The following is a 19,567-nucleotide window of genomic DNA, read 5'->3' as shown; positions in this document are numbered from 1 at the left end:
CCTTGCCCGTCGGGCCGGCGCGGCCTTCGATGCAGCGGTGGCCCGGACCGGTGAGCTCGACCTGCACCTGGACCTGCGCGGCGGCGGGGGCGTCGGTCGCGCGCTGGAGAACGCCCTGCGCGACGCGGTGCGCTCGGGCCGCCTCGCCCCCGGCACGCGGCTGCCCGGCACCCGCAGCCTGGCCGGCGACCTCGGACTGGCCCGCGGCACGGTGGTGCAGGCGTTCACCCAGCTCGTGGCCGAGGGGTGGCTGGTGGGGGTGGCCGGCTCGGCCACCGTCGTCGGCGCCCTCCCGGCCGCCGTGGACCACGCGCCCGACCACCCGCCCCCGCCGTCCCCGCCGACCCCGCCGATCGACCTGCGCCCCGGGCGGCCCGACCTCACGGCGTTCCCGCGGGCGGCCTGGGCCGGCGCCGTGCGGCGCGTGCTCGGCGGGAGCACCGCGGCGCTGGACTACGCCGCCCCGGGCGGTCTCCCACGGCTGCGGGCCGCCGTCGCCGAGCACGTCGCGCGCACCCGCGGCGTGCGGGCCGATCCGGATGCCGTCGTCGTCACGGCGGGGTTCACGCAGGCGCTGGCGCTGCTCGCGCGGACCGCGCACGCTCTGGGCATCAGCCGGGCCGCGGTCGAGGACCCGGGCTTCGCGCTGCACCGCCGGGTGCTGGGGGCCGCGGGGCAGGTCGTGGTGCCGCTGGCCGTCGACGCGCGCGGCGCCGATCCGGCGGGGTTCCCGGCGGGACCGGCGATCGCCCTGCTCACGCCCGCCCACCAACACCCGTGGGGGGTGGTGCTGGCACCCGCGCGGCGCACCGCGGTCGTCGAGTGGGCCCGGCGCCACGACGGGTTCGTCGTGGAGGACGACTACGACGGCGAGTTCCGCTACGACCGCCAGCCCGTCGGCGCGATGCAGCCGCTGGACCCGGACCGGGTCGTCTTCGCCGGCAGCGCGAGCAAGACGCTGGCACCCGGGGTGCGCATCGGCTGGCTGGTCGTCCCGCGGTGGCTGCGGGCACCGCTGCGCGAGGAGATGACGACCTCCGGGGCGGCCGTGCCGGCCCTCGACCAGCTCGCCATGGCCGACCTGCTCAGCCGCGGCGAGTACGACCGGCACGTGCGGCGGATGCGGCTGGTCTACCGGGCGCGACGGCGCGAGCTCGGCGCCCGGCTCGCCGCGGTGGCGGCGCCCCCGCCGGCCGGGGTGGCCGCCGGGCTGCACGCGCTGCTGCCGCTCGGGTCGGTCGAGCAGGAGCGGCGCGCGCTCGCGGCCGCCGAGCGCGCCGGCGTGCTGGTGCACGGCCTGCACAGCGGGGGCTACTGGCACACCCCGGCGCCGCAGCGGCCGGGCGCGCTCGTGGTCGGCTACGGGACGCCTGCCGCGCACGGCTGGCGCCGGGCGCTCGACGCCCTCACCGAGGTGCTGGCGCCGCCCCGCTGAGCGCGAACCCGGCGCGCCACGACCGGTGCCGCGGGGCCCATCCGTGCCGCTCTCGCGCGCGCCGGTTGTCCGCGCCGCGCGCCCACGCCCGCCGCGCCGCCTCGGACGAGGGCGGGGGAGGGGCACCGACCGCGGCGCAGAACGCCGGCACCCAGTCCCGTCCGGCGGCCGGCTCGTCGTCGCACACGTTCACCGCACCCGACCGCCAGCCCAGCGCCGCGGCGGCCGCCGCGGCGGCGTCGTCGACGTGCAGGAAGCTGGTGACGTCGCGACCCGCGGTGAGCCGCCCGGCGCGCGCGTCCGCGGCCCGCTGCCCGTCGGGGGCGAACCAGGTGCCCGGGCCGTAGAACATGCCGTAGCGCAGCAGCACCCACTCCGGCGCCTCCCGCACGGCGTCCTCCAACGCCGCGACCCCGCGCACGGTGGTCCGGCGCGGCTCGGGCGCGTCGAGGTCGAGCGGGGTGTCCTCGTCGGCCGGGCCGTCCCCGCCCGCGTAGGCCCAGGCGATGCTCTGGGCGACGATCCGCCGGGCGCCCGCGGCGAGCGCGGCGTCGACGAGGACGCGCGTGCCCGCCACGCGCAGCGCCGCGTTGGCGGCGAGGTCGCCCGCGGCGAGGTCGGTGAGCTGGTGCACCACCACGTCGGGCGCGGCCGCGCGGACCGCCTCCGCCAGCGCGGCCGCGTCCCGGACGTCGACGACGGCGGGCCGGGCCCCGGCGGCCCGCAGCCCCGCCGCGCGCTCGGGCCTGCGGGTGAGCGCGGTGACGTCGTGGCCCCCCGCGACCAGCAGCGGGACGAGCCGGCGACCGACGACGCCGGTGGCCCCGGCGAGCAGGATGCGCATGCTCACCCCCTGGCCGGGCGCGGTGCCCGCAGGTGTCGGCGCTCGGCGAGCTCGGCCTCGTCGACCAGGGCGAGCATCGGTGCGCCGGGCGCGTGCAGCATGACGACCACGAAGCGGCTCCACCCGTCGGCGAGGGCGTTGCCCGCCTGGTAGTGGATCACGTCGCCGCCGGGTTCGGAGAACGTCCCGCCCGCCGGGATCACCCGCTCGGGTTCGCCTTCGAGCTCGAAGACGACGGCGCCCTCGGTGACGTAGCCGTACACGGGGCCGGAGTGCCGGTGCGGCGGGGTGCCCGGGTCGGCGGGCGGCAGTTCGACCAGGGCGGTCATCACCTCGGCGCCGTCGGGAACCGGGGGCAGGGGCTGGTGGGCGAGTGCGGTGAGCACGGATCGGGTGGAGGGCACGGTCCGAAACTAGGCCCGGACCGGTCCACCGGCCTGGACCGGTTCGGGACCGTTCTGCTGTACCGGTTGCCCGGCCCGCTCACCGTGCGCGTCGGATGCGGATCGGCCGGGCGATGCGCCGCCCGCAGACCGCGCACACCTTCTCCGCGTCGTTCCCGGGGCCGTCGTCCGGGGGCCGCCGTGCGCGTCCCACCCGGGCATCGTGCGCGCCGGGCCCGGGTCCCGCTCGTCGGGCGGGCGGCGCGACGTCGTCCGGGTGCGGGATTCCCGCCGTCCGGCACCGCCGTCCCATTGCTCGTCGGCGCGGCTCCGCGAACCGCGCGGGAAAGGTCGACATCGCTCGGCTCCGCGGATACACATGATGTGACGAATGACCGACCGGCTTGTCGGTGACGCGGATCCGCGTAGGCTCGGGGAAGTGCTCGGCCGTCACCGCCGCAGTCGCGGCGCAGCACGTCACGGCCGCTGAGCGAGAACCGCCGCTGTCGGGCAGGAATCGATCACGGCGATCCGGGCGGCGTCGGGTTCGCGGCGCCGCGACCGGCGCAGATCCCGCAGTGCGAATCCCGGTGGTCCCCGGCCCCATGTGGCCGGGTGAGCCGGTGGCCGAAAGCATCCACAATCGTCGGAAGGATTCATCAGAATGGCTCAATCGAGCGGTCCGCAGGTCGGCAAGAAGAACAACGGCGGCGCGAGGCCCGACAACGGCCAGGCCGTCCTCGCCGACAACGGCTCCAAGGGCGCGACCGGTCCCGTCGGAGACCAGGGCGTCAAGGGCGAGCGGGGCCCGGCGGGCCCGGCGGGCGAGCGCGGCGAGAAGGGCCCGGTCGGCCCGACCGGTGAGCAGGGCGCCCGTGGCGAGCAGGGTGCGACCGGTCCGCGCGGGGAGCAGGGTCCGCGGGGCGCGACCGGCGAGCCGGGCGAGAAGGGTCCGCGGGGCCTGCCCGGCGAGCAGGGTCCGCGCGGTGACGCCGGGCCGCAGGGCCCCCAGGGCGAGCGGGGCCAGGCCGGTCCGGCCGGTCCTCCCGGGGTCCCCGGCGTGCAGGGTCCTCCCGGGCCCTCCGGTCCGGCGTGGACGCCGCGGGAGCCCGCCGAGCTGGTCCGCGGCGTCTTCCGCGCCGCGGCGGACATCACCCCGCGCACGGTGCTCGATCCCCGCGCCGGCTACCGGTACCTGGTGTCGCTCACCGCGCAGGTGGTCCGGCTGCAGAGCGGGCTGCTGCTGCACGCCGTCAACCGGGCCGAGAGCGTGGCCGACGACTCCGAGGGTTCCCCCGTGCGCTCCATCGCGTAAGGGCCGACCCCCGCCCCCCCCCCCCCCCCCCCCCCGGCCCCCCCCCCCCGGGGCGGCCCCGGCCCCCCCCGCGACACGTCCGGCCGCAGGTCAGGCCCGTCAGACGCCGGGATGACCGTCGAGCAGCGAGTCCGGCAGCGTCGCGCTCCCCGCCGGGTACTCCAGCAGCGGCACCTCGTCGGCGCGCCACGCCGCCACCACCGGCTCCAGGATCCGCCAGCACTCCTCGGCGGTGTCGCCGCGGACCGACAGCACCGGGTCGTCGTCCAGCACCGCCCGCAGGACCTCCCCGTACGGCGGGAGGTCCCCCGGCCCGAAGTCGGCGCCCAGCGTCACCGGGTCGATCTCGAAGGGGTCGTCCGGGCCGTTGATGTTCAGGTCCAGGTGCAGCCGGTCCGGGCCGAACCCGATGCGCAGCCGGTCCGGTCGCCGGTACCCGCTCAGCCCGTCCGGGATCCGCTGCGGCGGCTTGAACGTGATCACCGCTTCCTTGCGGGCCGCGGCCAGCGCCTTGCCCGAGCGCAGCCGGAACGGGACCCCCGCCCACCGCCAGGTGTCCACGGCCAGCACCACCTCGGCCAGGGTCTCGGTCCCGCGGGCCGGGTCGACGCCGTCCTCCGTGGCGTAGGCGGGCAACCGCCGCCCCGCCACCTCGCCCTCGGTGTACCTCGCCCGCCTGCTGCACGCGGCGACGTCGTCGTCCCACAGGCGGGTGGCCCGCAGCACCTGGGCCTTGCGGTCGCGCAACTCCTGCGCCGTCAGCGCGGGTGGTGCATCCATCGCCAGCAGGCCCAGCACCTGCAGCAGATGGCTCTGGATCATGTCGGCGAGCGCGCCCGCGCGGTCGTAGTACCCCGCCCGGCCCTCCAGCGCGAGGCTCTCGTCGAAGACGATCTCGACGGACTCGACGTGGTTGGCGTCGAGCAGGGGCTCGAAGATCCGGTTGGCGAACCGCAGCCCCAGGATGTTCAGCACCGTGGACTTGCCGAGGAAGTGGTCGATCCGGTGCACCCGGTCCTCCGGGACCAGGCGCGCCAGCAGCTCGTTCAGCCGCCGCGCCGACGCCCCGTCGGTGCCGAACGGCTTCTCCAGGACGAGCCGGGTGCCCTCGGGCAGTCCGACGTCGACGAGGGTCTGGCACACCTTCGCCGTCACCGCGGGCGGCAGCGCGAAGTAGATCACCACCGGACCGCGGCAGGCGTCCAGCACCCGACGCAGGTCCGGCTCCCGGGTCGCGTCGGCCTGGAGGTAGCACGTCTCGCGGGCCACCCGCGCGACGGGCTCGGCGGAGCCCGCGTCGCCGAACGACGTGCGGACCCGCTCGCGCCAGTGCTCGTCGTCCCAGTCGTCCATCCCGCTGCCGATCAGGTGCAGACCGGCGCCCGCGCCGCTGGCCAGCAGTCCGGCGATGCCGGGCAGGAGCAGCCGGGCCGTCAGGTCGCCACCGGCGCCGAGCACGAGCAGCGTCTGCTCGTCGGCCCGGTTGGGCGTGGGCTCGTCGCGATCTGCCGGCAGGGCGCGCCCCGCGAACTCGGTGGTCATGGTTCACAATGCCCGCGCCCGACCGTCCGCAACCGTCCGGACACCCCTCGGCGGTGGCGGGTCAGTCGGGGGCCACTGCGCGTCGCACGGCGTCGCGCAGCAGGGCGCGCCGGCGGGAGTGGAGCTGCGCGGGTTCGTCGGCGGTCGCCGCGTAGACGTTGCTGACCGGGGACCACGCCATGGACATCGCGATCACCATCGCCATCACGTCGAACGGGTCGCCCGCGCGCACCAGGCCGGCGGCCTGGGCGTCGGCGATGGCGCCCAGCTTGCCGTCGTCGAGGCGGTCGGCGTCCTCGACGAGGTGGCCCGCCGGGCGGCGTTCCAGGCGGGCCCAGGTCGCCAGCCGGATCAGGTCGGGGCGGCGCAGGTACTCGTCGTAGAGGCGCACGGCCCAGTCGGCGAGATCGGTGGCGTCGATCGGCACCACGTTGACGATCCGCTCCAGGGACCCGGAGAAGATCGCGTCGAACAGCCCCTCCTTGCTGCCGAAGTAGCCGTAGAGCTGCGCCTTGTTGGTGCGGGCCGCCGCGACGATCCGTTCCACGCGGGCCCCGGCGATGCCGTGCTCGGCGAACTCCCTGGTGGCGGCGTCGAGGATGCGACCGCGGGTCGCGGCACCGCGGGAGGTCAGCGGGAGATCGGGCACGCCCCACCGTAACCGACAGACCATTCGGTTTGCCGGTTGGCTCCGCCGCGGCTACCGTCGAAACAGACCGAACAGTCTGTCTAAGGAGTTCACCGTGCGGAGCACCACCGGCTGGCGCGTGGACGACGCCGCCACACCACTGCGGCGCGTCGTCCTGCCGCGTCGCGACCTGCGCCCGGACGACGTCGCGGTCCGGGTCGACCACTGCGGGGTCTGCTACTCCGACCTGCACGCCATCGACGCCCACGGGGGCGGCGGGTCCCCGGTCCTGGTGCCGGGGCACGAGTTCACCGGCGTGGTGACCGAGGTCGGGCGCGACGTCGTCCGGTTCACCCCCGGCGACCGGGTCGCCGTGGGCAACATCGTCGACTCGTGCGGCACGTGCGCGATGTGCACCGCCGGTCAGCAGAACTTCTGCCGCGAGTTCCCCACCCTGACCTACGGGGGCGTCGACCGGCACGACGGCTCGACCACGCTGGGCGCCTACTCCCGCGAGTACGTCGTGCGCGACCGCTTCACCCACCCGCTGCCCGACGGCCTCGACCCGGCCGCGGCGGCCCCGTTGCTGTGCGCGGGCGTCACCGTGTGGGAGCCGCTGCGCGCGCTGGGGGTGGGGCCGGGCAGCCGCGTCGCCGTGGCCGGGCTGGGCGGGCTCGGGCACCTCGCCGTCCGGTTCGCGGTGGCACTCGGAGCGGACACCACGGTGGTGAGCAGATCACCCGGGAAGGCGGCGGACGCCCGCCGGCTCGGCGCGCACGACTTCCTCGACGCCACCGACGCCGCCCGCACGGCCGCGGCCCGCGACACCTTCGACGTCGTGATCGACACCATCTCGGTGCGCCACGACCTGGGCCCCTACCTGAGCCTGGTCGCCCTGGACGGGACGCTCTGCCAGATCGGCTACCTCGGGGAGGTGGCGGTGCGCACCACCGACCTGCTCATCGGGCGCAAGAAGCTCGGCTCCGCGGGCAGCGGCGGGCTGCCCGCCACCGCGGCCATGCTGGACTTCTGCGCCCGGCACGGGATCGTCGCCGACGTCGAGGTGCTGCCCTCGGCACGGGTCGACGAGGCGCTCGACCGCCTGCGCCGCAACGACATCCGCTACCGCTTCGTGCTCGACCTGTCCGACCTGTCCTGATCGACCGGTCCTGACCGGCTGCGACGGGTCAGTCCTCCGATACCCGCCGTGATCGCCCGATGGGTGCACGTGGGCCGACTTCGGTTGCGGCGGGAGGGTCGCTGCGTAGATTCCGGGCGGTGTACCGCCTCCGTCGTCCGGGCCACCGCAGCGACCGGCTGCACACCGTCACCAGGGTCGTCACCGCGTCGTTGGCGGCCGTGGCGATGTGCGCCGCCGGGGCCGCGCAGCAGTCGCCGGCGTTCGCGGCGGAGATCGTCCGGACGGCGTCCGCGCCACCGCCCGGCGATCCGGCGGCGGAGACGGTGCGGATCGACGGCGAGGACTACCCGAACCCGCTGCGGCTGAAGAACGGCGACCCGGTCACCACGGCGGCGCAGTGGCAGGAGCGGCGCCGCCCGGAGCTGCTGGCCGACTTCCGGCGGAACGTCTACGGCCGGGGTCTGCCCGACTCGGCCCCGACGACCTTCGAGGTCACCTCGACCGCCTTCCCCGGCGTCACCCGCAAGAACGTCGAGATCACCGTGGCCGGGCCGCGCGGGAGCGCCGGCTTCGACCTGACGCTGTTCGTCCCCGAGACCGACGGGAAGCCCCGGGGGACGTTCCTGATGATCGACCACCGGGGCTCGGTGGGGGACGGCCCGGGTCAATCGTCGGGCTACGCGCCGGTCTCGACGATCCTCGCGGCCGGCTACGCGTTCGCGGCCTTCGACGTCGACGGCATCGCTCCCGACGACAGCCGCACCTACCGCAGCGAGATGATCGACCTGTTCCACGCCCCCGACCGGCCGTTGCCCGACGACGCGGGTCGGGCCGTCAGCGCCTGGGCGTGGGGCGCCGGCCGGGCGATGGACTACTTGCAGACCGACCCCGACCTCGACCCGGCGCGGGTGGCGGTCATCGGCCACTCCCGCAGCGGCAAGGCGGCGCTGTGGGCCGGGGCGCAGGACACCCGGTTCGCCGCGGTCGTCGGGAACAACTCCGGGTCCACCGGCGCCAAGCTCGCCCGGCGCGGCGACGGGGGAGGCGGCGGGGAGACCGTCTCCGCCATCAACGCCGCGTTCCCGCACTGGTTCCCGAAGACCTACCGGGCGTTCAACGGCCGGGAGAGCGCGCTGCCGGTCGACCAGCACGAACTGCTGGCCCTCATCGCGCCGCGGCGCGTCGTGATCGGGAGCGCCTCGGGCGACGCGACCGCCGACCCCGAGGGCGAGTTCCTGGCCTACACCGCCGCCGCACCGGTCTACGAGCTCTTCGAGCTGGGGGACACCGGTCTGCCCTCCGCGAAGTGGCCACCGCGCACCGACCGGGCGTTCCGCGGCCCCGCGATGAGCTACCACCTCCGGTCCGGCAGCCACGGCCTGACCGCCGCCGACTGGAAGATCTATCTGGACGGCGACCTGTTCTCGCGCTGAGCCGGCCGGCGACTCCCCACACCCGGTCGCGCGCCGTGGATCAGGCCCTCAGAACGGCGGTTCGGCCTCGGTGATGGGGGTGCTGGTGCTGCTGGCGGCTGCTGGCGTGGCCCGGGCACCGGGATGTAGGTCGCCGGGTCGGCCCGTCGTCGACGCGGTAGCGCCAACGCCGCCCGCAACATCAAGACGCCCTACTCGACCGTGATGCGACCGCCCCGCCGCACGACCCGCCCGATCCGCAGCCGCAGGTGCTTGGCGTAGGCCTTGACCAGCCCGCTGTAGCCGGGCGTGGGGCCGCGGTAGAAGAAGAAGCCCCGCGGCCCGTCGACCATCTCACCCGTGCGCACGTCGTACCGGCTGGCGTGCCACGGGCAGACCAGGCAGCCGTCGGCGTCGACGTGGCCCTTGCTGAGGTCGGCCAGCTGGTGGCGGCAGCGCGGCGAGACGGCGAAGTCCTCGCCGCGGCTCGTGCCCACGGCCCACCGGCCCACCCGGCGCACTCCGCCGGAGGTTTGAGCAGACGTGGACGGTGGCTGATCGGTCATCGGGGTCTCCCTGTGGTGGTGGGGATCAGGTGTGCCTGCGGTGTGCCGCCGGGCCCCGCCGGACGAGCGCGGCGAGCTCGGCCGCGACCGAGCGCTTGCGCAGCGCCGGGCTGCTGGTGGCGGCGGTGTCGGCCATGCCGCCGATCACCTCGGCCAGCGCCGACAGGGCGTCGACCGAGGGTGCCCAGTCGAGCTCCCGGCGGGCGCGGGTCGAGTCGACCAGCGGTGCGGCGAAGGCGAGGTCGAGCCAGCCGGGGTCGAGCGGCTGCAGGCGCGCGTGCCAGCTCGCCCAGACCGCGCCGCGCAGCACCTGCCGCGGGACGTGCACGGGCCGCGCCCCGAGCACCGCCGCGATGTCGTCGCGGGTGACGGGTGGATCGGCGGCCAGGTTGAACGGGCCGGTCGCGCGCCGGGTCAGCACGCGCTCGACCGCGTCGGCGACATCGGCGGTGTGCACCAGCGGGACGACCAGCGAGCGGTCCACCGGCAGCAGCGGCACGTGGCGCAGCAGCGAGGCCGGGACGAAGGGGGGCACGCCGTAGCGCAGCAGCGCGCTGCCGGACTCGCGCTGCACGATCAGGCCGGGGCGCAGGCGGGCGAGGGCCGGACCGTCGGGGTGGCGCCGTTCGTGCTCGTCGAGCAGCCGCTCGGCGGCGACCTTCTCCCGGCTGTAGGCCAGCGAGTCGACGCCCCCGGTGGGCCACTGCTCGTCGACGGGGTGGCCGTCGGGCGGGCCGGGGGAGTAGGCGCCCACCGACGACATGTGCACCAGGTGCGGCACCCCCTCGGCGCGGGCGGCGTCGAGCACCGCGCGGGTCCCGCCGACCCCGGAGCGGTCCAGGTAGTCGGTGTCGTGCGAGGGCTGGAACCCCCACGCCAGGTGCACCACGGCATCTGCGCCGCGGAACACCGGTCCCAGCGCCGCCGCGGCCGCCGGGGCGGCCAGGTCCAGCGCCGTCCACTCGACGTCCTGGTACGGCTGCCCGTCCCGGGGAGGGCGACGGGCGATGCCGGCGAGGTGGTGCTCCCCGGGAACGCGCTGGAGCCGGCGCAGCAGCGCCGTCCCCACGTTGCCGCTGGCTCCGGTGATCACGATGCGCACGGTCCGGCATGCCCGGTTCGGCGCGGCGCAAACGGACTCGACCGATCGGTGCGCCGGTCGGGGGCCCGGCTCCGGCCGTCGGCGCGGGGGTTCAGCCGTGGCCGCCGACGGGGCGCGCCAGCGCGTTGACCGTGCCGCTGAACAGCGGGGCCAGCATGCGCGACGCGGGGACCAGCGCGCGGCGGACGAGCCGCGGTCGGGTGCCGAGGACCAGCGCCGCGGTGAGGAGGCGGTAGCGGCGGGTGAGCGCCGCCCAGTCGCGTTCGTACTGCCGCGGATCACCGTCGACCACGGCCCGGACGGCGGCCTCGGCCTGGGCGAAGGCCAGCGCCAGGCCCTCCCCGGTCAGGGCGTCGACGTACCCCGCCGCGTCGCCGACCAGGAGCACGCGACCGGCCACCCGCCTCCGCGCGCCCTGGCGCAGCGGGCCGGCACCGCGCACCCCGCCCTCGGGTTCACCGTCGCCGAGCAGCGCCCCCAGGCTCGGGAGGGTGCGCAGCTTGGTGGCGAAGGAGCCCTTGGTCGAGCCGAGCAGGGCGACCCCGACGAGGTCGGCGGCCACGGGCGTCACGTAGGCCTCCACGTCGCGGCCCCAGTGCACCTCGACGTAGGACGACCACGGGGGGACGCGGAAGTGCCCGCGCAGCCCGAAGCGGGGGTGGCGCGATCCGGGCACGTCGAGGGCCAGCGCGCGCCGCACGGGGGAGTGCAGGCCGTCCGCGGCGACGAGGTGGCGGGCGCGGACGCCGGGGACGGTCACGCCGTGGTCGTCCTGGTGCAGGTCGGTCACCGGCCGCTGGACGATCCGGGCTCCCGCCGCGACGGCCGCGTCGCGCAGGGCCCGGTGCAGCGTGGTCCGGCGGATCCCGCGGCCGGGACCGGCGCGGAACCGCGCGTCCGCGGTCCGCCCGCCCCCGACGTAGCGGATGCCGTGGAAGGGGTGGCCTGGCGGGTCGACGCCGAGGCGCAGCAGGGCGGCGAGGGCCCCGGGCATCAGGCCTTCCCCGCAGGCCTTGTCGACGGCGCCGTCGACCACGCCGGCGCGGGGGTCCCACACCTCGGTGTCGAGGCCGGCGCGGGCCGCGTGCAGCGCGGTGACCAGGCCCGCCGGGCCGCCGCCTGCGATGAGCAGGTCGACGACGCGATCCGTCACGCCTCGGCCCCCCGCACGGCCCAGCGCAGGGCCCGCTGCTCGGCCCGGAGCCGGACGGTCAGCAGGGCGGCGTTCGCGACGGTGAACACGGCGGCGGTGAGCCAGGCGCTGTGCACCAGCGGGAGTGCCGCGCCCTCCACGACGACGACCACGTAGTTGGGGTGCGACAGGTAGCGGTAGGGCCCGGAGGTGACCAGCGGCAGCCCCGGCACGACGATCACACGGGTGTTCCACCGCGGTCCGAGCGCGGAGATGCACCACCACCGCACCCCCTGGCACACGACGACGAGCGCGGCCGTCGTCCAGCCCAGCAGCGGGACGAACGGCCGGTCGCCGAGCCACACCTCGGCGACGCAGCCGACCAGCAGCGCGGTGTGCAGGACGACCATGAACGGGTAGTGCCCGCGGCCGGTCTCGACCCCGCCGCGGGCGAGGGCCCACGCGGCGTGGCGCTTGGAGACCACCATCTCGGCCAGCCGCTCGACGCCGACGGCCAGCACGAACAGCGTGTACACCCACTGGCTCATGCCGGCACCCGCAGGAGCACCAGCTCCGAGCAGAAGCCCGGGCCCATGGCCAGCATCAGGCCGTGCGAGCCGGGGCGCGGCGGGCGGGCCCGCAGCGTGTCGGCCAGCACGTGCAGCACCGAGGCCGAGGACAGGTTCCCGACCCGCCGCAGCGAGTCCCAGGTCAGCTCCAGCGCGTCGCGGTCCACGTCGAGGGCCTCCTGGAGGGCCTCCAGGACCTTGGGACCGCCGGGGTGCGCCACGTACCAGCCGATGTCCTCGCGGGAGAGCCCGTGGTCGGCGAGGAACCGGCGGACGTCACCGCCGAGGTGGGTGCGCACCACCTCGGGCACGGTGCTGTCGAGCACGATCCGGAAGCCGCTGGTGCCGATGTCCCAGCCCATCGTGCGCTCGGAGTCGGGGTAGAGGCGGCTGCGGGCGGCCAGCACCTCGGGCTGCACGCGCCCGCCGTCGAGCAGCTGCGCGGCCCGGCGGGAGCCCGCGGCCACGACCGCGGCCGCGCCGTCGCCGAACAGGCCGCTCGCGACCAGGTTGGGCACGGAGGCGTCGTCGCGCTGCAGGGTCAGCGAGCACAGCTCGACGCTCACCAGCACCGCGACGGCGTCGGGATGGCCGACGAGGTGGTCGTGCAGCCTGGCCACCCCGGCTGCGCCGGCCACGCAGCCCAGCCCGACGATCGGGACGCGCACCACGTCCTCGCGCAGACCGATGCGGTTGGCGATCCGGGCGTCGATGGACGGGACGGCCAGGCCGGTGACGGTGGTGGACACGATGAGGTCGACGTCGGTCGGGGCGAGGTCGACCGCCTTGAGCGCCTCGACGACCGCCCGCGACCCCAGGTCGACGGCGGCGGAGATGAACGCGTCGTTCGACTCGCCGAAGTCCCGCAGCCGCGCGTAGCGCTCCAGCGGCAGCGCGGTGTGGCGGGTGTCGACGAGGGCGTTGCGGTGCAGGCGGTCGATCAACGCCCGGTTGGCACCGGCGGTCATCGCGCCGGCGAACGCCTCGGTGATCTCCTGCTGCGGGTAGCGGTGCTCGGGAAGGATGCCGTGGACGCTCAGTAGGCGCATGCGTCAGCTCTCCTGGAGGGGTGGCGGTCGGGTGCCGGGGTCGGTGCGCAGCAGGGCGGCGCCCAGCCCGCGCAGGACCCTCGCGGTGAGCCGGCCCCGGGCCAGCGCGAGCTCGACGAGGTCGTCGAACACCCGCTGGTCCCCGGCGGACGCGCGCAGGCCGGCGTCGAGCACCGGCCCGGCCCGGATCAGGCGCGACGCGACGGCGGTGTGGCGCAGGTGGGGGAACAGGTGGGCCCGGGCGTCGCGGCCGTAGCCGCGGCCCGCGTCGGCGGGCCGCCCGGCGGCCAGGGCCCGGGCCGCGGCGCGACCGGCGACGATGCCCGTGCTGACGGCGTAGTAGATGCCCTCGCCGGAGATCGGGTTCACCAGGCCGGCGGCGTCGCCGACGAGCAGGACCCGGCCCGCCGGGGGGCGCCACCGCGCACCGGACAGCGGCAGGTGGTGCCCCCGCCAGTCGGTGCCGCCGCGCGTCGCGCCGGGCAGCAGGGCCTCCAGGCGGGCCAGCAGCTGCGTCCGGGTGGGTCCGCCGGGGCCGCGGAGGACCTCGCCGTAGCCCACGTTCGCCAGCCCGTCGCCGCGGTCGAAGGACCAGGCGTAAGCGGGCTGCACGGCGCCGCGGGCGAAGGCGATGACCTGGGTCCCGCGCCGCGCCGCTGGCACCGGGGCGTACCCGCGCAGGGCCAGGGCCCTCGTCCCCGTCGGCAGCCCCAGGCCGCGGCGCACGACGGACCGCGCCCCGTCGGCGCCCACGACCACGGCAGCGTCGATCTCGTCGTCGATGCGGACGCCGTCGTCGCCGATGCGCACGTCGCGGATCCGGTGCCGCAGCACCGTCGCGCCCGCCGCGCGCGCGGCCTCGACGAGCCGCGCGTCGAAGATGCGGCGCGGCACCACGTACGACGGCCGGACCACGGCGCGGTCGACGTCGCGCCCGCCGCGGACCAGCCGCAGCCGCCCCACCGGGACGCGGTCGTCGAGCAGGCCGGTGACGCCGACCTCGGCGAGCCGGTCGAGCACCTGCGGCGCGACGCCGTCGCCGCAGGCCTTGTCCCGGGGGAAGCCGGCGCGGTCCAGCAGCGCCACCCGCAGCCCCGGGGCCTCGTGCAGCGCGCCCAGCGCCGCAGCCGCGCCCGCGGGTCCGGCGCCGGCGACGGCGAGGTCCCAGGCGGCCATCAGCCGGCCCCGACGAGCAGCACGACGTCGATCAGCGCGATCCCGAGCGCGGCGCGGAAGGGCCAGCGGCCGCGGCCGGTCATGGTGAGCACCGCCAGCGCGACGACCAGCAGCAGCGCTGCCCACACCCAGAGCGGCGGGTGGCCCGCGGGGCCGAGGGCGGCCAGCACGGACGCGGCGACCAGCAGTCCGGCGGCCACGGCGCGTCCGGTGCGCTCACCCAGCCGGTGCGGGAGCCCCCGCACGCCCGTGCGGAGGTCGTCGGCGAGGTCGGGCAGCGCGTTGAGCACGTGCGCGCCGACCCCGAGGCAGGCGCCGGCCGCCGCCGTCCACCACGGCGGCCACCCCGGCGCGTCCGCGGCGAGCGAGACGACCGCGGGCAGGCTGCCGAACGCGACGGCGTAGGGCACCCACGACAGCACCGTGGCCTTGAGCCCGAGGTTGTAGGCCTGCCCGGAGCCGACCACGAGGAGCAGGTGGACCAGCCCGCTGCGCCATCCCGTGGCCAGCGACAGGGCCACGCACGCGCCGCCGGCCAGCGCCACGGCGGGCGCGATCCGGTCGGCGGGAACCCGGCCGGACGCGAGCGGCTTGTCCGCGCGGCCGGACGCGCGGTCGCGGGGGAGGTCGACCAGGTCGTTCACCCAGCCGATGGTGAGCTGCCCGGCCGCGACGGCCCCGACGACGCAGGCTGTCGTCGCGGCCGGGAGCCCGGCGGCGACGCCCAGCAGGGCCGCGATGACCGTGACGACGGCGGCGGGACCGGGGTGCGCGGCCGCGACCATCCCGGCGGCCACGGCGAACCGGGTGGGTGGCGTCGCCGCGCTCACCGGCCCGACCGCCCACCGGCCGGGCCGCGGCGCGGCGCGGCGCCGGTCATCGCGGCGACGGGGCGCCGGCGAGGAGTTCCACCTCGCCCGACGCGGCGAGGAGCGGGATCTGCAGGCGGGCCCACGGCGAGAGGATCGAGCCGGGCGCCGCGGCCTCGTCGCGCAGCCGCGACCACGACCACCACTGCCACGCCTCGACCTCGTCGGGGCGCGCCCGGGGCGGGTCCTCGATCCGGCAGACCAGGACCGGGCAGAGCTCGTGCTCCTCGACGCCGGCGAACGACGCCCGGTAGGCGAAGTCGGGCAGGACCAGCCGCAGGTCGAGGGGGCGCACGTCGAGCTCGTGGCGGAGCCGGCGGCGCGCGGCGTCCTCGACGGCCTCGCCGGGGGCGGGGTGACCGCAGCAGGTGTTCGTCCACACCCCCGGGAACGTCGGCTTGTCCAGCGCACGCTGCGTCACCAGGACCTGCCCGGCGCCGTCGAAGCCGTAGCAGGAGAAGCCCAGGTGGCGCGGCGTCGTGGCGCCGTGGACGGTGTGCTTGTCGGCGGTGCCGACGGCGCGGCCCTCGTCGTCGAGCAGCACGACCTGTTCGGCGGCGCTCACGCGATCGCTCCGGTGTGGGAGCCCCCGCGGCCGTGCCTCGTGCGCGGCCCGGGGGCGGGCCGGTCGTCGGCGATGAGGTGGTCGGGGTCGCCCGGTGAGGCGCAGCTCAGGCTCACCCGATCTGCATACCCCCGACACGTCGTCCACGCGCGCCGGAGCACCGCCGTCCGCGGCGCCGCACGGCGTCGGCGGGCGCGTCGGCGAGGAACGGGTGGGCGGGCGCCGTAACACTTTCGAGGTACGCGACGCTGAGGGCCGGGACAGGTAGGGCGCCCGCTCCCCCTTGTGGTGCACCCTCGCCCCTACGACGTGGAGGACGTGTGCGCGCTGCCGTGGGCGATGTGGTCCCACCAGGGCCCGAACCGGACTCGGCCGACGCGGGCCTGGAACGGGCGCTGCGTGCCGCCCGCGACGGCGACGAGTCCGCGTTCGCCGTGCTCTACCGCTGCCTGCAACCCCGGTTGCTGCGCTACGCCTTCGCGCTGGTCGGGTCGGAGGCGGAGGACGTGACCGCGGAGACGTGGCTGCACGTGGCCCGCGGGATCCGCGGCTTCGTCGGCGACGTGGACGGCTTCCGCGGCTGGGTGACCACGATCTGCCGCAACCGGTCGATCGACTTCGTGCGCCGGCGGGGGCGCAGGCCCACCGACCCGGTCGACACCGCCGCCCTCGCCGACCTGCCCGACGGGCAGGACGCCTCGGAGGAGGCGCTCGGCGCGATCGCGACGCGGCGGGCGATCGCCCGGATCCTGGCGCTGCCCGAGGCCGAGGCCGAGGCCGTCCTGCTGCGGGCGGTGGTCGGCCTCGACGGGCCGACCGCGGCCCGGGTGCTGGGCAAGCGCTCGGGGGCCGTGCGGGTCGCCGCCCACCGCGGCCTGCGGCGCCTGGCCCAGGTGCTGGAGGACGAGCGGACGGCCGCGGGTGGCGGCGATGCGTAACGGTTCCGGCGACGGGGGCGCTGGACGACCCGAGATGCCCACCACCACCCGGATCCGGCTCAGCCGCGCCACCGCCGAGCGCCTGCTCGACGGCGACGGCGGACCGTCGGACCTGAGCCGCCTGCTGGCCGCGGCGGCCGCGCCCGGCACGGCCGACGAGCTGGCCGGCGAGGCCGCCGCCGTCGCGGCCTTCGCCGCGGCGCGCGACACCGCGCCGGTCCCGACCGCGCCCACCCGGCGCTCGGCGCTCGGCGCGGTGCTGTCGAAGGTGCTCGGGGCCAAGGTGGTCATCGGGATCGCCCTGGCCACCGGCGCGACCGGGGGGATGGCACTCACCACGAGTTCGGCGGGGGCACCGCAGGACCCGCCGGCGGTCGCCGTGAGCGCACCGCCGACGGGCACGGCCGTGGGGGGGGGGGGGGGGGGGGGGGGGGGGCCCCCCCCCCCCCCCCCCCCGCCGCGCCCCCCCCCCCCCCCCCCCCCGCGACGGCGCGGCCCCCCGGCACCGACGAGCTCTGCCGCGCCTGGCGCGCGGGCGGGCGCGGAGCAGCGGGCGATCCGGCGTTCGCCGTGCTGGTGGACGCCGCCGGGAGCGCCGAGGAGGTCCCCGGCTTCTGCGCGGACGTCGCCCGCTCCACCGACCCCCGAGCACCCGGTCGCCCCGGCACCGCGACCGGGCAGTCCGGTTCGGCGCCGGGCCAGTCAGGCACGGCGGGGCAGTCCGGTACAGCTCCAGGCCAGTCGGGCACCGCGCCGGGGCAGTCCGGTACAGCTCCGGGTCAGTCGGGCACCGCGCCGGGTCAGTCGGGCACGGCGCCGGGCCAGTCCGGTTCGACGCCCGGTCAGTCGGGCGAGGCTCCCGGGAAGTCGGGTTCGGCTCCGGGCCAGTCGGGCGAGGCTCCCGGGAACTCGGGTTCGGCTCCGGGCCGGACGGGTTCGACGCCGGGTCAGTCGGGCGAGGCGCCGGGGAAGTCGGGTTCGGCTCCGGGTCAGTCGGGCGAGGCGCCGGGGCAGTCCGGCTCGGCTCCGGGCCGGTCGGGTTCGACGCCGGGACAGTCGGAGTCCGCCCCGGGCCGGTCCGGCACCGCGCCGGGCCAGGCCCGTCGCATCGCGCCGCAGCAGTCGGCCCCCGCTGATGAGGAGCTGTCCGATTCCGAGACGGAGACCGACAGGTGAACTGGCCCGACCCGCGCCGACCCGACGGACCGCGCCCCGGGCCTCCCCGCCCGTGAGCGACGCCGAGGCGCCCGGCGACCCCTCGGCGTTGGCGCTGACCACCGACTGGCCGAGCGACGCGGTCTGCGTGGTCTCCCTGGTCGGGGCGCTCGACGGCACCACCGCCCCCCGGCTCGCCGACCACCTGCGCGAGCAGACGGCCGCCGGCTGCCGGGACCTGGTGCTGGACGTGGCCGGCGTGCGGTTCCTGGCCGCGGCCGGGGTGACGGTGCTGGTCAACGCGCAGCGCAACCGGCTCGGCATCCGGGGCTCGCTGCACCTGACCGGCGTCACCGGCAACCGGCCGGTCGAGAAGGTGCTGGCGCTGACCGACGTGCTCGAGGTCGTCGACGTCCACGGCGACCTCGGCGCGCTGCTCGCCCGACTGGACGGGTGAGGGCGGGTCAGGGCTTGCCGCGGGACAGCGCGGAGGGCCACCAGATCCGCCGGCCGATGTCCCACGACAGGGCCGGTACCAGCAGCGAGCGCACGATGAGGGTGTCGAGCAGCACGCCGAAGGCGACCAGGATCGCGATCTGCAGCAGGAACAGGATCGGGATGACCGCGAGGGCGGCGAACGTCGCGGCCAGCACCACCCGGCCGAGGTGATGACGCCGCCGGTGACCCGGCGTCGGCCGGGAAGAGGGCGACCCTCGCGGCCGCCGGCCGGCAGGTCCACCGGGCCCTCGCTGGTGCCCGGCTGGAAGTCGTCCAGCGCCCGCTCGCCGTCGACGTAGCCGTCGACCGGGGTGTCCGGGATGCCGTGCACCACCCGGACCTGCCCGGTCTCCTGGGCCGCGGCCAGCGGGGCGGTGGCCAGGACGAGGGCGCAGGCGGCGAGACCGCCGCCGAGCGCCGTGGCGATGCGTCGCATCGTCCCTCCAGAGCGTGGTGGGGAGAACCTTCACCCCGCCCTACCGGCGCACCCCCCGATCCGGATGCACCCCATCGCGACGAACCGCCCGGCACGCGGGCCGCGGGAGCCGCGACCCACCGATGACCAGGGCGTTCTGGGACCAGGTGTGCTGGTCAGCACAAGGCGCCGGCGTCCCGCACGTCGACGAGCGCGCGCCGCAGGACCTGGTCGAAGTCGTCGCGGGCGGCCGGGTCGCCCCAGCGTTCGTAGGCGACCCGGAAGGCGAGCGCGCCGAGCTCCGCGGCCACGCGTGCGGTCAGGTCGGGCACGCCGCGCCGCTCGAGCGCGTCGACCATCGCCGCGATCAGGCCGCGTTCCTTGAGGGCGTCACGCTCCTGCAGCTCCGGTGCGGCGGCGATGACCGCGATCCGGCGGGCGCTGAACTCGCGCCGGTCGTTCGTGAAGACCGCCCTGCCGGTCCGGTCGAAGGCGTGGGCCAGCGCGTCGAGGGCGGTGGCTCCCTCGGGTGCGGCCCCGATCCCTTCGACGAGCAGAGCGGCCAGGGTGTCGTCGTCGAAGAGCACTTCCCGCTTGTCGGCGTAGTGGCGGAAGAAGGTGCTCTTGGCCAGCCCGGCCCGCTCCGCGATCCCGGTCACGGTGGTGTTGTCGTAGCCGTGCTCCTCGAACAGGTCGAGCGCCGCGGCCATGAGTCGCCGTGACGCGTTGGGTTCCCACCTGGCCATACCGGCCAGGGTACGGGACTTGGTCTCATCACCGGGTGTAGGGTGATGAGACCAAGTCCCATCGAGGCAGTCGTGAGAGGTCCGCCG

General features: G+C 76.8%; 19 protein-coding genes and 1 pseudogene. 6 read left to right on the top strand and 14 right to left on the bottom strand.

Going from position 1 to position 19,567, the window contains the following annotated elements:
- Positions 1-37 precede the first annotated feature (37 nt).
- Positions 38-1,435: a MocR-like pyridoxine biosynthesis transcription factor PdxR gene (gene pdxR, locus KDL28_RS14730; protein ID WP_252438863.1), complete on the top strand. Its 1,398-nt coding sequence runs from the start codon at positions 38-40 to the stop codon at positions 1,433-1,435.
- On the opposite strand, the gene KDL28_RS14725 is transcribed toward pdxR, so the two are convergent.
- Both KDL28_RS14725 and KDL28_RS14720 read right to left on the bottom strand, forming a co-directional pair.
- Entirely contained in the window at positions 1,407-2,279 is an 873-nt protein-coding gene (locus KDL28_RS14725; RefSeq protein ID WP_252438861.1) for an NAD-dependent epimerase/dehydratase family protein, read from the bottom strand. The genes pdxR and KDL28_RS14725 overlap by 29 nt on opposite strands.
- A 2-nt stretch (positions 2,280-2,281) precedes the next feature.
- Positions 2,282-2,683, bottom strand: a complete 402-nt coding sequence (locus tag KDL28_RS14720) for a cupin domain-containing protein (RefSeq protein WP_252438859.1) — start codon at positions 2,681-2,683, stop codon at positions 2,282-2,284.
- 643 nt (positions 2,684-3,326) lie between these two features.
- On the opposite strand from KDL28_RS14720, the gene KDL28_RS14715 reads away from it, so the two are divergent.
- Positions 3,327-3,977, top strand: a complete 651-nt coding sequence (locus tag KDL28_RS14715; RefSeq protein WP_252438857.1) for a collagen-like domain-containing protein — start codon at positions 3,327-3,329, stop codon at positions 3,975-3,977.
- 99 nt (positions 3,978-4,076) lie between these two features.
- Here KDL28_RS14715 and KDL28_RS14710 read toward each other — a convergent pair whose 3' ends face one another.
- Positions 4,077-5,519, bottom strand: coding sequence for a glucose-6-phosphate dehydrogenase (locus tag KDL28_RS14710; RefSeq protein WP_252438855.1), 1,443 nt, complete (start codon positions 5,517-5,519; stop codon positions 4,077-4,079).
- 61 nt (positions 5,520-5,580) lie between these two features.
- Entirely contained in the window at positions 5,581-6,168 is a 588-nt protein-coding gene (locus tag KDL28_RS14705; RefSeq protein WP_252438853.1) for a TetR/AcrR family transcriptional regulator, read from the bottom strand.
- Positions 6,169-6,262: 94 nt separating this feature from the next.
- On the opposite strand from KDL28_RS14705, the gene KDL28_RS14700 reads away from it, so the two are divergent.
- Together KDL28_RS14700 and KDL28_RS14695 are read left to right on the top strand one after the other, a co-directional pair.
- On the top strand, positions 6,263-7,306 hold the full coding sequence (locus KDL28_RS14700) for an NAD(P)-dependent alcohol dehydrogenase (RefSeq protein ID WP_252438851.1): 1,044 nt from the start codon (positions 6,263-6,265) through the stop codon (positions 7,304-7,306).
- A 119-nt stretch (positions 7,307-7,425) separates the two neighbouring features.
- On the top strand, positions 7,426-8,721 hold the full coding sequence (locus KDL28_RS14695) for an alpha/beta hydrolase family protein (RefSeq protein ID WP_252438849.1): 1,296 nt from the start codon (positions 7,426-7,428) through the stop codon (positions 8,719-8,721).
- 191 nt (positions 8,722-8,912) lie between these two features.
- On the opposite strand, the gene KDL28_RS14690 is transcribed toward KDL28_RS14695, so the two are convergent.
- The 8 genes from KDL28_RS14690 to idi all read right to left on the bottom strand — a co-directional run bounded on the left by KDL28_RS14690 (position 8,913) and on the right by idi (position 15,728).
- Entirely contained in the window at positions 8,913-9,266 is a 354-nt protein-coding gene (locus KDL28_RS14690; protein ID WP_252438847.1) for a Rieske (2Fe-2S) protein, read from the bottom strand.
- Between the two features lie 25 nt (positions 9,267-9,291).
- Positions 9,292-10,359 carry an NAD-dependent epimerase/dehydratase family protein gene (locus tag KDL28_RS14685; RefSeq protein WP_252438845.1) on the bottom strand — a complete coding sequence of 356 codons (1,068 nt, stop codon included), beginning with the start codon at positions 10,357-10,359 and terminating at the stop codon, positions 9,292-9,294.
- 100 nt (positions 10,360-10,459) lie between these two features.
- Complete coding sequence (locus tag KDL28_RS14680; RefSeq protein ID WP_252438843.1) at positions 10,460-11,521, bottom strand: NAD(P)/FAD-dependent oxidoreductase; 1,062 nt, start codon at positions 11,519-11,521, stop codon at positions 10,460-10,462.
- Positions 11,518-12,048 (bottom strand): isoprenylcysteine carboxyl methyltransferase family protein, encoded by a 531-nt coding sequence (locus tag KDL28_RS14675; RefSeq protein WP_252438841.1) that lies wholly within the window; start codon positions 12,046-12,048, stop codon positions 11,518-11,520. Before KDL28_RS14675 ends, KDL28_RS14680 begins: the two co-directional genes overlap by 4 nt.
- Positions 12,045-13,118 carry a type III polyketide synthase gene (locus tag KDL28_RS14670; protein ID WP_252438839.1) on the bottom strand — a complete coding sequence of 358 codons (1,074 nt, stop codon included), beginning with the start codon at positions 13,116-13,118 and terminating at the stop codon, positions 12,045-12,047. Before KDL28_RS14670 ends, KDL28_RS14675 begins: the two co-directional genes overlap by 4 nt.
- Before the next feature lie 3 nt (positions 13,119-13,121).
- A complete protein-coding gene (locus KDL28_RS14665) occupies positions 13,122-14,294 on the bottom strand; it encodes an NAD(P)/FAD-dependent oxidoreductase (protein ID WP_252438837.1) in 1,173 nt (390 codons plus the stop codon).
- Positions 14,294-15,124 (bottom strand): UbiA family prenyltransferase, encoded by an 831-nt coding sequence (locus KDL28_RS14660; RefSeq protein ID WP_252438835.1) that lies wholly within the window; start codon positions 15,122-15,124, stop codon positions 14,294-14,296. Before KDL28_RS14660 ends, KDL28_RS14665 begins: the two co-directional genes overlap by 1 nt.
- A gap of 46 nt (positions 15,125-15,170) precedes the next feature.
- Positions 15,171-15,728: an isopentenyl-diphosphate Delta-isomerase gene (gene idi, locus KDL28_RS14655; RefSeq protein WP_252438833.1), complete on the bottom strand. Its 558-nt coding sequence runs from the start codon at positions 15,726-15,728 to the stop codon at positions 15,171-15,173.
- 320 nt (positions 15,729-16,048) lie between these two features.
- Between idi and KDL28_RS14650 the strand changes: the two genes are divergently transcribed.
- Positions 16,049-16,666, top strand: a complete 618-nt coding sequence (locus tag KDL28_RS14650) for an RNA polymerase sigma factor (protein WP_252438831.1) — start codon at positions 16,049-16,051, stop codon at positions 16,664-16,666.
- Positions 16,667-17,894: 1,228 nt separating this feature from the next.
- Positions 17,895-18,278, top strand: a complete 384-nt coding sequence (locus tag KDL28_RS14645; RefSeq protein ID WP_252438829.1) for an STAS domain-containing protein — start codon at positions 17,895-17,897, stop codon at positions 18,276-18,278.
- Between the two features lie 7 nt (positions 18,279-18,285).
- Here the strand turns inward: KDL28_RS14645 and KDL28_RS14640 are convergent.
- Both KDL28_RS14640 and KDL28_RS14635 read right to left on the bottom strand, forming a co-directional pair.
- Positions 18,286-18,506 (bottom strand): annotated as a pseudogene (locus KDL28_RS14640) (MMPL family transporter); the annotation flags it as partial.
- Between the two features lie 404 nt (positions 18,507-18,910).
- Positions 18,911-19,480: a TetR/AcrR family transcriptional regulator gene (locus KDL28_RS14635; protein WP_252438827.1), complete on the bottom strand. Its 570-nt coding sequence runs from the start codon at positions 19,478-19,480 to the stop codon at positions 18,911-18,913.
- Positions 19,481-19,567 lie beyond the last annotated feature (87 nt).

The organism is Pseudonocardia humida, assembly GCF_023898865.1.
GTDB classification, from domain to species: Bacteria; Actinomycetota; Actinomycetes; order Mycobacteriales; family Pseudonocardiaceae; genus Pseudonocardia; species Pseudonocardia humida.
This window is presented reverse-complemented; position numbering and strand designations above follow the sequence as displayed.